Origin of the sequence: Hydrogenophaga sp. UC242_50 (genome assembly GCF_042697355.1) — a bacterium.
Classification (GTDB): Bacteria; Pseudomonadota; Gammaproteobacteria; order Burkholderiales; family Burkholderiaceae_C; genus Hydrogenophaga.
Genome location: NZ_CP170553.1, coordinates 532,789 through 546,399, shown reverse-complemented (window position 1 = coordinate 546,399; position 13,611 = coordinate 532,789). Strand labels below are relative to the sequence as shown.

The window sequence follows — 13,611 nt, the reverse complement described above, 5'->3', positions numbered from 1 at the left end:
TTCACTAAACTGAAGTTCAGCATGCTGAATATCAGTATGCGTCCTACTACATTCTCACCCATCGACAGCAGGAGACGCCTCATGAACTTCCGATACCGACTCCACGGGCTGGTGGCGATCGCCGGCCTCCTGGTCCTTGCCACGGGGGCTCCCGCGCACGCCCAGACCGGGCCCGTCAAGGTCGGGCTGGTCCTTTCGCTGACCGGCCCCTTTGCCGCCACCGGCAAGCAGATCGAAGCCGGCGCCAGGCTCTACCTCACCCGCCATGGCGACACGATGGCGGGCCGCAAGATCGAGTTCGTCGTCAAGGACGATGGCGGCTTGCCGGACCAGGCCAAACGCATCGCGCAGGAAATGGTCGTCAACGACAAGGTGGATGTGCTGGGGGGCTTCGTGCTCACGCCGCTGGCGCTTGCGGTCGCGCCCGTGGCCTCCCAGAGCAAGACGCCGGCCATCGTCATGTCGGCGGGCACCTCCAGCGTCATCGACGCGTCCCCGTTCTTTGTGCGGGTGAGCTTCACCCTGCCGCAGAACTCGGTCGGCGTGGCCGAGTGGGCGCCCCGCAACGGCATCAAGAGCGTGGTGACGCTGGTCAGCGACTACGGCCCGGGCATCGACGCCGAGCTGTCCTTCAAGAAGCGCTTCGAAGCCAGTGGCGGCGCGGTGAAGGAGGCCATCCGGGTGCCGGTGCGAAATCCCGACTTTTCGCCCTTCCTGCAGAAGGTCCGGGACGAAAAGCCCGACGCCGTGTTCGTCTTCCTGCCCGCCGGTGTGGGAACCCAGTTCATGAAGCAATTTGCCTCGCGTGGCTTGGACAAGGCCGGCATCCGGCTGATCGGCACGGGTGACGTGACCGAAGACGACATCCTCAACGACATGGGCGACGTCGCCCTGGGGGTGGTCACGTCTCACCACTACTCCGCCGCGCACCCCTCGCCTGAAAACCAGGCGTTTGTGGAGGCCTTCAAGAAGGCCAATGGTGGCAAGCGGCCGAACTACATGGCCGTGGCTGGGTACGACGGCATGCGCGTGCTCTCGAACGCGTTGAAGTCCACGGGCGGCAAGGGGGGCGAGCCGCTGTTGAACGCGATGAAAGGGCAATCCTTCGACAGCCCGCGCGGGCCTGTGCAGATCGATCCGCAGACGCGAGACATCGTGCAGAACGTCTACATCCGGCGCGTCGAACGCAAGGAGGGCGAGCTCTACAACGTGGAGTTCGATGTCATGAAAGCCGTGCGCGATCCCGGGCGCGGCAACTGATCCCAGGAGATCTCAATGGCTTGGTTGAAAAACGCCTGGTACGTCGCAGGCTTTCAGAACGAACTCGATGGCGGCAAGGTCGTTGCCCGCACCTTTCTGGGAACGCCCGTGGTGATGCTGCGGCACTCCGATGGGCGCATCGCCGCGCTGGAGGACATGTGTCCTCACCGGCTCATGCCCTTGTCCGCCGGCAAGCGCATCGGCGACGAGCTCGAGTGCGGCTACCACGGCATGCGCTTCGGTGTGACAGGTGTGTGCACGCTGGCACCGGGTCAGTCGCACATCCCGGCGCAGGCCTGTGTGCGCAACTACCCGTTGGCGCAACGCCATGGGCTGCTCTGGATCTGGATGGGGAGGCCCGATCTCGCCGACGCCGACCTCGTTCCCGACATCCGCTGGAACGACCACCCGGAATGGACGCCGTCGCGTGGTTACCACCATGTGGAGGCGGGCTTCCAGTTGTCGGTCGACAACCTGATGGATCTCGGACACGAAAGCTGGGTGCACCTGCGCACCATCGGCCAGGAGGACGAGGAAGCGATTCCCAGCTATCCCGTCAAGGTGACGGTCAAGGGCGAAGGCCTGCTGCACGCGCACCGCGAGATGCCCAACATCGACGCGCCGCCGTTCTTCGCGATGGTGCTGGATCACCAGGGCAAGATCAACCGCTGGCAGACCGCCGTCAGCCTGGCGCCCTCGATCTGCATGACCGATTTCGGCGTGTACCCGGTGGGCACCTCCGCGGACCACGCCTACAGAAGCCATGTCCTGCACCTGCTCACACCGGAGAGCGAGAAGACCACCCACTATTTCTGGTCGGTCGCCCGCAACCGGCGCCTGGACGACGAGGGCCTGACGCAGGCGGTCTGCCGGGCGATCGAGCAGACTTTCGACGAGGATGCCCTGGTGCTCAAGATCCAGCAGTCGCAGGTGAGCAGGCACGGGGGCGCCGTACCGCGCGTGGCCCTGAAGGTGGACGAGGCGCCGATCCGGGCGCGCCGCCTGCTCGAGGCGCTGGTGAGGAAGGAAAACGAGGACCCGAACTTCGTCTACCGGCCGCAACTGATGATGGAAGACACCACGCCCGAGTTGGCGATGGTGTGACAGAGCATGTTGACGATCCTGTTCGATGGCATCGCCTACGGCATGCTGCTGTTCGTCCTGGCGGTGGGTCTCTCGGTGACCATGGGCTTGATGAACTTCATCAACCTCGCGCACGGCGCTTTCGCCATGGTCGGGGGGTACACGACGGTGCTGCTCCTGCAGCGGGCCGAGATGCCCTTCCTGTTGTGTCTGCCCATCGCCTTCCTCGTCGCGGCCGCCCTGGGCGCGGTGCTGGAGGGCACGCTCTACCGGCGCCTGTACCAGCGTTCCCACCTGGACCACGTGCTGTTCTCGATCGGCCTGGTCTTCATGGCGGTGGCGGGCTTTGACTACCACTTCGGCTCCTCGCCGCAAAACGTGCTGCTGCCCCAGTGGCTGATGGGGCGCACCGAGATCGGTTCGGGCGATCTGACGCTGGCCATGGGCCACTACCGCCTGTTCATCATCGGCGTGTGTGCCGCCGTCACGCTGGTCCTGCAATGGATCCTGGCGTCCACGCGCTTTGGTGCCCGCCTGCGCGCCTCCGTGGACGATCAGCGCGTGGCCGCCGGTCTGGGCATCAACGTGAATGTGGTGTTCCTGTCCACCTTTGCGTTCGGCTCCGGCCTTGCGGGCCTGGGGGGCGCGCTCGGCGCGGAAGTCCTCGGGCTGGACCCGACCTTCCCGCTCAAGTTCATGATCTATTTCCTGATCGTGGTGGCCGTCGGTGGAACCTCCTCCGTCACCGGACCGCTGATCGCTGCCATCCTGCTGGGCGTGGCGGATGTCGCGGGCAAGTACTACATCCCCAAAATGGGCGCGTTCATCGTTTACGTCCTGATGATCGCCATCCTGCTCTGGCGCCCCCATGGCCTGTTCGTCCGTCAAGGGAGGCGCGCATGAACCCCATCTGCATCTCGCAGCGCAAGCTGCTGGGCGCCGCGCAATGGCGCTGGTGGGAGCCCGTGCTGTGGGTGGCGGCCTTCGCATCGCCGATCCTGCTGCCCCAGCACGCACACGCCATCGGCGAGATCGCCATCGTCGCGCTGTTCGCCATCTCGCTGGACCTGGTTCTGGGCTACGCCGGCATCGTGTCGCTGGGGCATGCGGCCTTCTTCGGTCTGAGCGCCTACGCGGCGGCGTTGTTCGCCAAGCATGTGCATCCCGACCCCTTGCTGGGGCTGGTGATGGGGGTGTTGCCCGCGGCGCTGCTGGGTTTTGTGGCCAGTTTCACGGTTCATCGGGGAACCGATCTCACCCGCGTGATGGTGACCCTGGGCACCTCGTTGATCCTGCTCGAGGCGGCGAACAAGCTGGACTGGCTCACCGGCGGGGCGGATGGCTTGCAAGGTGTCGCGATGGCGCCGGTGCTCGGGCGCTTCGAATTCGACCTGGTGGGCCGCACGGCCGCCTACTACGCGCTGTCCGTCTTGCTGGTGTGCTTCCTGGTCGTGCGTCGGGTGATGAACTCCCCCTTTGGCATGTCCATGAAAGCGATCCGCGACAACCGCCTGCGCGCCACCGCCATCGGCATCCCGGTCAACTCGCGGCTGACCGCCGTGTACACCCTCGGCGCGGCGCTCGCCGGCGTGTCGGGCGCGCTGCTGGCGCAGACCTCTGCGTTCGCCTCGCTGGATGTCTTTGACTTCCACCGCTCGGCCGATGTGCTCCTGATCCTCGTCATTGGCGGCGCGGGCTGGCTGTACGGCGGTGTGATCGGGGCCATTGTCTTCAAGTCCCTGCACGGAGTGGTTTCCGGCCTCACACCCCAGTACTGGACCTTCTGGCTGGGCCTGTTCCTGGTGGTGCTGGTGCTGGTCGGCCGCGATCGCCTGGTGCGCCCCTGGCGCTGGTTCGGGCCCTGGCGGAAAGTGACCCGACGACAACAGGGGATCGCGACCAAGGTGGGAGGTGAAGCATGAAGGACGTGGTTCTGGCCGCCGAGGGGCTGGTCAAGCAGTTCGGCGGCATCACCGCCACCGGCAACGTGACGCTGGGCATCGAACGCGGCGCGCGGCATGCGCTGATCGGCCCCAATGGGGCCGGCAAGACGACGCTGGTCAACCTGCTGACGGGTGTGCTGGATCCCACGAAAGGGCGCATCGTGCTCGAGGGGAAGGACATCACGGGGCTGTCCCCGCACGAACGCGTCAAGCGCGGCCTGGTGCGCACCTTCCAGATCAACCAGTTGTTTCCATCCATGACGCCTCTGGAGACGCTGGCGCTCGTGATCGCCCAGCGCGCGGGAGACGGCGCGTCGTTCTGGCGCCCTTTGGGGCGCAGCGAGCAAGTGGCGCGCGAGGCCGATCGCCTGCTCGAACAGTTCCATCTGGAGCCGGTGGCCGATGTGCCGACGGAACGGTTGCCGTATGGCAAGCGCCGCCTTCTCGAGATCGCGATGGGCCTGGCTTGCCGCCCCCGGGTGCTGCTGCTCGACGAGCCCGTGGCCGGCGTGCCGGCGGGGGAGCGGGAAGAGATTCTCCGAACGGTCGCCTCGTTGCCGGACGACGTGTCGGTGCTCCTGATTGAACACGACATGGACCTCGTCTTCAGCTTCGCCCGCAGCATGACCGTTCTGGTGAACGGGTGCGTCCTCACCGAAGGAACGCCCGACGAGATCGCCCGCGATCCGCGCGTGGCCGAGGTGTACCTCGGCCATGGACAGGAGGTCCCTGCATGAGCGCGCTGCTTCAACTGGAGAACGTGTCGGCGGGGTACGGCGAGGCCGTTGTGCTGCATCACGTGTCGTTTGCCTTGAACGAAGGCGCCACCCTGGCGCTGCTGGGCCGCAACGGCGTCGGGAAAACGACGCTGATCGACACCCTGGCGGGGGCGACCCGCCAACATGCCGGCCACATCCGGTTGGCCGGCCGATCGCTGCAGGGCCTGGCCTCGCACCAGCGCGCCGCCTCGGGCATCGGCTGGGTGCCACAGGAGCGCAACATCTTCAGATCGCTGACGGTCCATGAGAACCTGAGCTCGGTGGCCCGCCCGGGGCGTTGGACGCCGGCTCGCGTCTACGAGATGTTTCCCCGGCTGGCGGAACGCAAGTCCAACCTGGGCACGCAACTGTCCGGCGGGGAGCAGCAGATGCTGGCGGTGGGACGGGCGCTGGTGCTCAATCCGAGGCTGCTGCTGCTGGACGAGCCGCTGGAAGGCCTCGCTCCCATCATCGTGGAAGAGCTCCTGCGGGCCATCCGGCGCATCACGCGCGATGAAGGCATCTGCGCCATCATCGTCGAGCAGCACCCCCAGGCCATCCTGCGGATCAGCGACCAGGCCATCGTGCTCGATCAAGGCGCGGTGCGCTTCGATGGCCGCGCGGAGGAACTGCTGAACGACCGGACCCGGCTCGACGCCTTGATCGGTCTGTCCCAGGGCGCGTCCGGTTCGGCCCGTCCCGCGCGAGAGCTTCAACGATGACCACCTGTTCCAATCCCCTGCGCGTTCGCGTGATGCGCAAAGAACCCCTGGCGCGCGACATCGCCCTGTTCGAATTGAGGGCCGAGGGGGCTTCGGTGCTGCCGGCGTTCGCCGCCGGCTCGCACATCGATGTCTTTCTTCCCAATGGCCTCACCCGCCAGTACTCGCTGTGCAACGATCCTGCCGAGGCGCACCGGTACCAGATCGCGGTGCTCAAGGATCCCCATGGCCGTGGGGGGATCCCGGGCCATGCACGAGTCCGTGCAAACCGGCGATGTGATCTCCATCAGCGCACCGAAGAACCACTTTCCCCTGGCGCACGCGGCCGACTCGTCGCTGCTGCTGGCCGGCGGCATCGGCATCACGCCGCTCCTGTGCATGGCCGACCGGCTTTCGGCCCTGCAGCACCCCTTCGAGATGCACTACTGCGCGCGCTCCGTGGAGCGAATGGCCTTCCGGGACCGCATCGGCCGTTCTGGCTACGCGGACAGGGTGGCGTTCCACTTTGACGATGGCGCCTCTGATCAGCGGCTGGACATCGGCGAGCTGCTGCGGGACCCTCGGCGCGGCGTTCACCTGTACACCTGCGGCCCGCAAGGCTTCATGGATGCCGTGCTGTCCACGGCCCGCCAGGCCGGCTGGCCCGAGGACCGGCTGCACCATGAGTTTTTCAACGCCCGGCCGGTCCAGAAGAGCGATGACGGCGGCTTCGAGGTTCAGTTCGCCAGCTCGGGTCGCGTGATCCACGTGCCGGCGGACCAATCCGTGACCGCCGCGCTGGCCGCGGCGGGCGTGCCTGTGCCGACCTCCTGCGAGCAGGGTGTGTGCGGCACCTGCCTGACGCGCGTCGTGGCGGGCGAACCGGATCACCGCGACCTGTACCTCTCACCGCAGGAGCAGGCCTCCAACAGCCAGTTCCTGCCTTGCTGCTCTCGGGCCAAATCGGCCCGTCTGGTTCTGGACCTCTGACGATCCCGGGCGGCCTTCGAATCGTCAGATGCCTGGCGTTTAAAGTACGGTCGCCCGTTCGACGGCGTTCCATCCTGATTCGCAAAGACCAGTCCCGATCCATGCTCCGCTACCACACCGTTCCCGTCACCGCGTTCGCGCAGAACTGCTCCCTCGTCTGGTGCGACGACACCATGGACGCGGCGGTCATCGATCCCGGCGGTGACCTGGAGCGCCTGTTGGCCGAGGTGCAGCGGCTGGGCCTGAAGCTCAAGGCCATCTGGCAGACCCATGCGCACATCGACCACGCGGGTGGCACGGCCGAACTCGCGCGCCGCCTGAGCCTGCCCATCATCGGCCCGCACCCGGGCGACCAGTTCTGGATTTCGGGCCTGCCGCAGCAGGGCGCGATGTTCGGTTTTCCACCGGCCGAGGCCTTCACGCCCACGCGCTGGCTGGCCGATGGCGACACGGTGCAGATCGGCCATTGCACGTTGAACGTGCGGCACTGCCCGGGGCACACGCCGGGCCACGTGGTGTTTCATTCGCCGCAGGCCAAGCGCGCCTTCGTGGGCGATGTGCTGTTCGCCGGCAGCATCGGTCGCACCGATTTCCCGCAGGGCAATCACCAGCAGCTGATCGACAGCATCACGGGCCGCCTCTGGCCCATGGGAGACGACACGGTGTTCATTCCCGGCCATGGGCCGGAGAGCACCTTCGGCCGGGAGCGCCAGAGCAACCCGTACGTGCGCGGGACCTGAGCTCAGCCCTTGCGGGCCTGTTCGTAGAGGCTCTGCACCTTGGGCACGTTGGCTTCCAGTTCGCGGATGCGATCAGGGCCGCTGGGGTGGGTGGAGAGGAAGCTTGCGCCCGAGCCCCCGCCGTTGGCGGCCATCTTCTGCCACAGGCTCACGCTGGCGCGCGGCTGGTAGCCCGAGCGGGCCGCGAGTTCCAGGCCCACCAGGTCGGCCTCGGTCTCGTCCTCGCGGCTGAACTTGAGGGTGAGCAGCTGCGTGCCGAGGTTGGCGGCCACGTCGCCCAGCTGGCCCAGGCCCAGCAGTTGTGCCGCAATCGACAGGCCGATCCCGGTGGCGTTGCTCTTGCGCACGCGCGAGCGGGCGTGCTCGCGCAGCGCATGCGCCATTTCGTGGCCCATGATCATCGCGGTCTCGTCGTCGGTGAGGCCGAGCTTTTCCAGGATGCCGGTGTAGAACGCGATCTTGCCGCCCGGCATGCAGAAGGCGTTGATCTGCGTGCTCTGGATCAGGTTGACTTCCCACTTCCACTGCGTGGCGCGCTTGTTCCATTGCGCCGAGTGGGGAATGATGCGGCGCGCGATGGTGCGCAGGCGCTGCACCTGCGGGTGGCCGTCGGGCATCAGCACCTTCTTGGCGTTGGCCTCGGCCATCATCTGGCCGTACTGCTGGCCGGCGGCGTTTTCCAGCTCATCGGCCGGCACCAGCTTGCGCAGCGTGGAGCCCTCGCCCACGTTCACCTGCGCGACGGCCGGCAGGGCCGACGCCGCGGCGGCGGCGGTGCCCGCCAGCACGAAGGCGCGGCGGGCCGACCACACGTGTTCGGGCCGAGGGGTCTCAGGGGCGGGGGACTTCAGGTCGCAGAGCAGGCACATGCGTGAATAATAGACAAAGCCGGGCATTTGTGCCTGCACCTTTTTTCCTTTTATCCACTTCCATGTCCGTGCCCCCCACCTTGCCGCAGACTGCCCCCACGGACGCTGACACCACCGCCCGACCCACCTGGGGCGAGACCTTGCGGGTGTACCTGGAGCCGGCCAGCCTGCGCATGTTCGCGCTCGGGTTCTCCGCCGGCCTGCCGCTGCTGCTGGTGCTGGGCACGTTGAGCTTTCGCCTGCGCGAGGCCGGGCTGGACCGCACCACGATCGGCTACCTGAGCTGGGTCGGCCTGGCCTACGGCTTCAAATGGTGCTGGGCGCCTTTGGTGGACCGCCTGCCCATTCCGCTGCTCACGCGCTGGCTCGGCCGGCGGCGCAGCTGGTTGCTGCTGTCTCAGGCGTTGATCATGGCCTCGCTGGTGGGCATGGCGCTGGCCGATCCGCGCACCGAGCTCCAGCTGGTCGTGTGGTGCGCCCTGGCCGTGGCGTTTGCCTCGGCCACGCAGGACATCGCGCTGGACGCCTTCCGCATCGAATCGGCCGACGTGCGCCACCAGGGCGCGCTGGCGGCCACCTATCAGACCGGTTACCGGCTGGCCATGATCTGGGCCGGGGCGGGCGTGCTGTGGATCGCCGCCCGCGCGGAAATCGCCCCCGCCGCCGGGGCCACCGCGCCCGGCGCGCTCTACCAGCAGGCGGCCTGGACCACCGCCTACCTGGTGATGGCCGCGAGCATGCTCGTGGGGGTGCTCACGGTGCTGTTCTCGCGCGAACCCGCGCGCGTGGCCTTGCCTCCCGCGAAGAACGCCGCCGACTGGCTGCGCGGCGCGCTGATCGAGCCGTTCGCCGACTTTCTGCGGCGCTACGGCAAGCAGGCGCTGCTGATCCTGGCGCTGATCGGCGTCTACCGCATCAGCGACGTGGTGATGGGCATCATTGCGCAACCCCTTCTATGTGGACATGGGCTACACCAAGGACGAGGTGGCGGCCGTGACCAAGGTGTTCGGCGTCATCATGACGCTGGTCGGCGCCTTCATCGGTGGTGCGCTGTCGCTGCGCCTGGGCGTGATGCGGGTGCTCATGCTGGGCGCCGTGCTCTCGGCCGCGAGCAACCTGCTGTTCGCCTGGCTGGCGGGGCACGGGCACGACGTGACGGCGCTGATTCTGGTGATTTCCGCCGACAACCTCAGCGCCGGGGTGGCCTCGGCGGCGTTCATCGCCTACCTCTCGGGCCTGACCAATGTGCGCTACTCGGCCACGCAGTACGCGCTGTTCAGTTCGATGATGCTGCTCGCGCCCAAGTGGCTGGCGGGCTACTCGGGCGCTTTCGTGGATGCCTACGACTACACGACCTTCTTCATCGCCACGGCCTGCCTCGGTGTGCCGGTGCTGCTGCTGATCTGGCTGGCGACGCGCCTGGCACCGGTCGAGCCCAAGGCCTGAGGCTCAAGCTTCCAGCAGGGCCTTGACGGCCGGCTTCTGCACCTTGCCCAGCGCGGTCTTGGGCAAGGCCGCCACGCGGTGCCATCGGCGCGGCCACTTGTAGCGCGCCAGCCGGCCGTCCAGAAAGCCCTGCAGCGCGGCCGCCCAATCTTCGGCCGCGCCGTCGCGCAGCACCACCACGGCCACCACCGCCTCGCCCCAGCGCGGGTCGGCCTGGCCGACCACCGCACATTCGACCACCCAGGGGTGCTGCACCAGCAGGTTCTCGATCTCGGCGGGGTAGATGTTCTCGCCGCCCGAGATCAGCATGTCCTTGGCGCGGCCGACCACGGTGAAGCTGCCGTCGGCCGCCTGTTGCGCGAGGTCGCCGCTGTGGAAGAAGCCTTCGGCGTCGCAGGCCGGCTGGTCGGGCCAGTAGCGTTGCACCACATTGGGCCCACGCAGCCACAGCTCGCCGACTTCGCCGACGCCCACCGGCTGGCCGGCGGGGTCGCGCAGCGTCACCTGCACGCCGGGCGAGGGCCAGCCGCAGGCGCCCAGGTGGCTGGCCGCATGGGCGGGCGGCAGGGCGATGGAGAACGGGCCGGTCTCGGTGCTGCCGTACACATTGCACACCGGCACGCCGCGCGCGTGGCAGGCTTCGATGAGCGGGGCGGGCAGCAGGCTGGAGCCGGCCCAGATGGCGCGCAGACTGCCCAGGTGGGTGCCGGACCAGTCGGTGTGCGTGGTGAGCGCCTGCAGCGTGGCGGGCACTTGCAGCGTGAGGGTGGGACGGTCGTCGTGCAGGCTGCGCAGGGTGGTGCCGGCGTCGAATCGGCTGTGCAGCAGCACCTGCGCGCCCACCGAGAGCGCGGGCAAGGTCTGGATGCACAGGCCACCGACATGGAACAGCGGCAGCACGGTGAGCACCGTGTCGTGTTCGCTCAGGCCCTGCACCTGCGCGGCGATCGCCATGTTGGCCAGCAGGTTGCCCTGGGTGTGCACCGCACCCTTGGGCGCGCCCATGGTGCCCGAGGTGTAGACCAGCAGCGCCGGGTGGTCGGCGCTGCCCTGCTCGCCTGCGCCGTCGGCCACGGGATCGACCGGCAGGCCGTCCAGGTGGAGCGTGGCGGGGTGGGCGAGCGATCGGGCCGCGGCGGCCAGCGCCGTGTCGTGCACCAGCAGGGCGGGGCGGCAATCCTGCAGCAGCGCGGCCCACTCGGCGGGCGAGAGGCGGTGGTTCAGCGGCACCAGCACCGCGCCCAGCCGCGCCAGCGCGAAAAGCAGGGCGATCTGCGCCGGGTGGTTCAAACCCAGCCAGACCACGCGGTCCCCCTCGCGCACGCCGTGGGCGCGCGCGAGCCCCTGCGCCAGCGCGTCCGCGTGCCGGGCCAGCTCGGCAAACGACAGCTGGCCCCAGCGCGGGTCGGGGCTGGCCTGGCCCGGCTCGCGCCAGCGCAGCGCCGTCGCCTGCGGTCTTGCCTGGGCCTGCTGGCGCAGCAGAGCGGCCAGCGAACCGGCAGGCAGGGTGGGGGGCGGGGTGGGCGGTGCCATTTACATGACTTTACGTGACCCGAAAGCCCGCTTCACACAGCGCTGACACGATGATGGGCTCCGGCGCCCGCCGCTACACTGAAAACCATGAACGCTCCCCTGCTGATGATTGAAGACGACGGCCGCCTCGCGCAGATGGTGGTGGAGTACCTGGGCCAGTCGGGTTTCGAGGTGACCCACGCCAGCGATGGCGAAGCCGGCCTGGAGCAGTTGCAGCTCATTCAGCCGCAGCTGGTGATCCTGGACCTGATGATGCCCGGCATCGATGGGCTGGAGGTCTGCCGGCGCATCCGTTCGATGCCGGGTGAAGCCGCGCGCGTGCCGGTGCTCATGCTCACGGCCAAGGGCGACCCCATGGACCGCATCATCGGCCTGGAGCTCGGCGCCGACGACTACCTGCCCAAACCCTTCGAACCGCGCGAGCTGCTCGCGCGCGTGCGCGCCGTGCTGCGCCGCCGCGGCGAGCCCACCGGCAGCGCGGCTGTGTCGCGCTCCACGCCGGTGCTGCGTTTCGGTTCGCTCGACATCGACCGCGACGCCCGCACCGTGCAGGTGGCCGGCCAGCCCTGCGAGCTGACCTCCTACCAGTTCGATCTTCTGGTCGCCATGGCCGAGCGCGCGGGCCGGGTGCTCACGCGCGACCAGATCATGGAAGCGGTGCGCGGCCGCGAGCTCGAAGCCTTCGACCGTTCGATCGACGTGCACATCGGGCGCATCCGCAACGCCATCGAGGCCGACAGCAAGGACCCCAAGCGCATCCTCACGGTGCGCGGCGTGGGCTACGTGTTCGCGAAGCAGCAGGAATGAGTTCGCTCTTCGGCTCCCGGCTGTACGTCCGCATCTGGCTGGCGGTGGTCGCCGCGGTCACGGTGCTGACGTTGGTCACGGGTTGGCTGTGGCAGCAGGCGCTGGACGAAGACCGCGCCGAGCGTGAGGCGCGGGTGACCCGCACGATCATCGTGCGCGATGGCGCGCGCGAAATCGTGGGGCAGGCGCCTGCGCGGGCGGTCAGCATTCCCGGCGAGGGCTGGGAATTCGAGGTGGTGATGAAGGATGGGCAGACCCTGTACGTGCTGCTGCCGCGCCCGCCCCGCCCGTCCGGGGGCAACAACCCGGGGCGCCGCGCGCCCGAGTGGTTCCAGACACCGACCGGGTTTGCCTGGCTGCTCGGCCTGGTGGCTTTCGCCGTGGCCCTGGGCGCCTACCCCATCGTGCGGCGCCTGACCAAGCGCCTCGAAGCGCTGCAGAAGGGCGTGGAGCGCTGGGGCGACGGTGACCTCTCCACCCGGTTGCCCATGCAGGGGCAGGACGAGGTCGCGTTTCTGGCGGCCCGTTTCAACGCCGCGGCCGAACGGGTGCAGACACTGCTGCAATCGCACAAGGCCTTGCTGGCCAATGCCTCGCACGAACTGCGTTCGCCATTGGCCCGCATCCGCATGGGCTTGGAGCTGCTCGACAAGGACAACGCAAGGGCGCCGCAGCGCGCCGAGATCGCCCGCAGCATCGAAGAACTCGACCAGCTGATCGACGAGATCCTGTTGGCGAGCCGGCTGGACCTGATCGACGCGCGCGACGCGAGCGCGCTCGGCCCCACGGAAGAGGTCGACCTGGTGGGCCTGGCGGCCGAAGAATGCGCGCGCACCGGTGCCGACCTGGAGATCGCGGCCGGTGCCACGCCCGTGCTGGTGCACGGCCAGGCCCGCCTGCTGCGCAGGGTGTTGCGCAATCTGCTGGAAAACGCGCGCCGCTATGGCGATGTCGGCGCGTCGGCCGATTCGCAGGTGCGCCTGAGCATCTTTGCGCCCACGTCTGCCCCGGGGCAGGGCGCACCGCGCGTGACACTCTGGGTGGAGGATCGGGGCCCCGGGGTGCCCGCCGATCAGCGCGCGCGCATCTTCGAGCCCTTTTACCGCCTGCCCGGCGCCAGCGAACGCGAAGGCGGGGTGGGCCTGGGCCTGTCGCTGGTGAAGACGATCATCGAGCGCCACGGGGGCCGCGTGCGCTGCGAGGACCGTCCCGGCGGCGGCGCGCGCTTCGTGGTGGACCTGCCGGTCTGACGGATGGCGAGGCAGGCCAGCTGCCGCTGGTCTGCTGAGCTGGCGGAGATTTCGCGCGCCCGGATGTCGGTCACGAGGCCGTTCTTGGATTCCGAGGGGATTTTCGGGTTTTATTCACCAAGAAAACGGCCCGGTTCCCACAAATGGGGGATGGCCGAAAACAGAGCCTCAGCGCACAATTCGCATCGATGCTGTCACAACATCAGAACAACGGATCCGGCAAACACCACA

The 13,611-nt window shown here is 68.2% G+C and carries 11 protein-coding genes and 2 pseudogenes; 11 read left to right on the top strand and 2 right to left on the bottom strand.

Annotated features, from left to right (window positions below; translation table 11 throughout):
* Positions 1-81 precede the first annotated feature (81 nt).
* The 8 genes and pseudogenes from ACFJGX_RS02840 to ACFJGX_RS02805 all read left to right on the top strand — a co-directional run bounded on the left by ACFJGX_RS02840 (position 82) and on the right by ACFJGX_RS02805 (position 7,475).
* A complete protein-coding gene (locus tag ACFJGX_RS02840; protein WP_382322780.1) occupies positions 82-1,260 on the top strand; it encodes an ABC transporter substrate-binding protein in 1,179 nt (392 codons plus the stop codon).
* A 15-nt stretch (positions 1,261-1,275) separates the two neighbouring features.
* Positions 1,276-2,364 (top strand): Rieske 2Fe-2S domain-containing protein, encoded by a 1,089-nt coding sequence (locus tag ACFJGX_RS02835; protein WP_382322781.1) that lies wholly within the window; start codon positions 1,276-1,278, stop codon positions 2,362-2,364.
* A gap of 6 nt (positions 2,365-2,370) precedes the next feature.
* On the top strand, positions 2,371-3,246 hold the full coding sequence (locus ACFJGX_RS02830; RefSeq protein ID WP_382322782.1) for a branched-chain amino acid ABC transporter permease: 876 nt from the start codon (positions 2,371-2,373) through the stop codon (positions 3,244-3,246).
* Positions 3,243-4,265: a branched-chain amino acid ABC transporter permease gene (locus tag ACFJGX_RS02825; protein ID WP_382322783.1), complete on the top strand. Its 1,023-nt coding sequence runs from the start codon at positions 3,243-3,245 to the stop codon at positions 4,263-4,265. Before ACFJGX_RS02830 ends, ACFJGX_RS02825 begins: the two co-directional genes overlap by 4 nt.
* Positions 4,262-5,023 carry an ABC transporter ATP-binding protein gene (locus ACFJGX_RS02820; RefSeq protein ID WP_382322784.1) on the top strand — a complete coding sequence of 254 codons (762 nt, stop codon included), beginning with the start codon at positions 4,262-4,264 and terminating at the stop codon, positions 5,021-5,023. Before ACFJGX_RS02825 ends, ACFJGX_RS02820 begins: the two co-directional genes overlap by 4 nt.
* Positions 5,020-5,766 (top strand): ABC transporter ATP-binding protein, encoded by a 747-nt coding sequence (locus ACFJGX_RS02815; RefSeq protein WP_382322785.1) that lies wholly within the window; start codon positions 5,020-5,022, stop codon positions 5,764-5,766. The genes ACFJGX_RS02820 and ACFJGX_RS02815 overlap by 4 nt, the downstream gene beginning before the upstream one ends.
* A pseudogene (locus ACFJGX_RS02810) lies at positions 5,763-6,735 on the top strand (PDR/VanB family oxidoreductase). The gene ACFJGX_RS02815 and the pseudogene ACFJGX_RS02810 overlap by 4 nt, the downstream one beginning before the upstream one ends.
* Positions 6,736-6,836: 101 nt before the next feature.
* Positions 6,837-7,475, top strand: a complete 639-nt coding sequence (locus tag ACFJGX_RS02805) for an MBL fold metallo-hydrolase (protein ID WP_382322787.1) — start codon at positions 6,837-6,839, stop codon at positions 7,473-7,475.
* Between the two features lie 2 nt (positions 7,476-7,477).
* Here the strand turns inward: ACFJGX_RS02805 and ACFJGX_RS02800 are convergent, their stop codons facing one another.
* Positions 7,478-8,344 carry a M48 family metallopeptidase gene (locus ACFJGX_RS02800; RefSeq protein ID WP_382327680.1) on the bottom strand — a complete coding sequence of 289 codons (867 nt, stop codon included), beginning with the start codon at positions 8,342-8,344 and terminating at the stop codon, positions 7,478-7,480.
* A gap of 62 nt (positions 8,345-8,406) precedes the next feature.
* Between ACFJGX_RS02800 and ACFJGX_RS02795 the strand changes: the two are divergent.
* Positions 8,407-9,790, top strand: a pseudogene (locus ACFJGX_RS02795) (AmpG family muropeptide MFS transporter).
* 3 nt (positions 9,791-9,793) lie between these two features.
* On the opposite strand, the gene ACFJGX_RS02790 reads toward ACFJGX_RS02795, so the two are convergent.
* Entirely contained in the window at positions 9,794-11,323 is a 1,530-nt protein-coding gene (locus ACFJGX_RS02790; RefSeq protein ID WP_382322789.1) for a class I adenylate-forming enzyme family protein, read from the bottom strand.
* Positions 11,324-11,410: 87 nt separating this feature from the next.
* Here ACFJGX_RS02790 and ACFJGX_RS02785 point away from each other — a divergent pair, with 87 nt between their 5' ends.
* Together ACFJGX_RS02785 and ACFJGX_RS02780 are read left to right on the top strand one after the other, a co-directional pair.
* Positions 11,411-12,130: a response regulator transcription factor gene (locus tag ACFJGX_RS02785; protein ID WP_382163268.1), complete on the top strand. Its 720-nt coding sequence runs from the start codon at positions 11,411-11,413 to the stop codon at positions 12,128-12,130.
* Positions 12,127-13,380, top strand: a complete 1,254-nt coding sequence (locus tag ACFJGX_RS02780; RefSeq protein WP_382327678.1) for an ATP-binding protein — start codon at positions 12,127-12,129, stop codon at positions 13,378-13,380. The genes ACFJGX_RS02785 and ACFJGX_RS02780 overlap by 4 nt, the downstream gene beginning before the upstream one ends.
* Positions 13,381-13,611: the final 231 nt, after the last annotated feature.

What these genes read in the sequence shown, in the direction of transcription:
- ACFJGX_RS02840 (WP_382322780.1), top strand. Translation starts at nt 82, where the DNA reads ATGAACTTCCGATACCGACTCCACGGGCTGGTGGCGATCGCCGGCCTC.
- ACFJGX_RS02835 (WP_382322781.1), top strand. Translation starts at nt 1,276, where the DNA reads ATGGCTTGGTTGAAAAACGCCTGGTACGTCGCAGGCTTTCAGAACGAA.
- ACFJGX_RS02830 (WP_382322782.1), top strand. Translation starts at nt 2,371, where the DNA reads ATGTTGACGATCCTGTTCGATGGCATCGCCTACGGCATGCTGCTGTTC.
- ACFJGX_RS02825 (WP_382322783.1), top strand. Translation starts at nt 3,243, where the DNA reads ATGAACCCCATCTGCATCTCGCAGCGCAAGCTGCTGGGCGCCGCGCAA.
- ACFJGX_RS02820 (WP_382322784.1), top strand. Translation starts at nt 4,262, where the DNA reads ATGAAGGACGTGGTTCTGGCCGCCGAGGGGCTGGTCAAGCAGTTCGGC.
- ACFJGX_RS02815 (WP_382322785.1), top strand. Translation starts at nt 5,020, where the DNA reads ATGAGCGCGCTGCTTCAACTGGAGAACGTGTCGGCGGGGTACGGCGAG.
- ACFJGX_RS02805 (WP_382322787.1), top strand. Translation starts at nt 6,837, where the DNA reads ATGCTCCGCTACCACACCGTTCCCGTCACCGCGTTCGCGCAGAACTGC.
- ACFJGX_RS02800 (WP_382327680.1), bottom strand. Translation starts at nt 8,344, where the DNA reads ATGTGCCTGCTCTGCGACCTGAAGTCCCCCGCCCCTGAGACCCCTCGG.
- ACFJGX_RS02790 (WP_382322789.1), bottom strand. Translation starts at nt 11,323, where the DNA reads ATGGCACCGCCCACCCCGCCCCCCACCCTGCCTGCCGGTTCGCTGGCC.
- ACFJGX_RS02785 (WP_382163268.1), top strand. Translation starts at nt 11,411, where the DNA reads ATGAACGCTCCCCTGCTGATGATTGAAGACGACGGCCGCCTCGCGCAG.
- ACFJGX_RS02780 (WP_382327678.1), top strand. Translation starts at nt 12,127, where the DNA reads ATGAGTTCGCTCTTCGGCTCCCGGCTGTACGTCCGCATCTGGCTGGCG.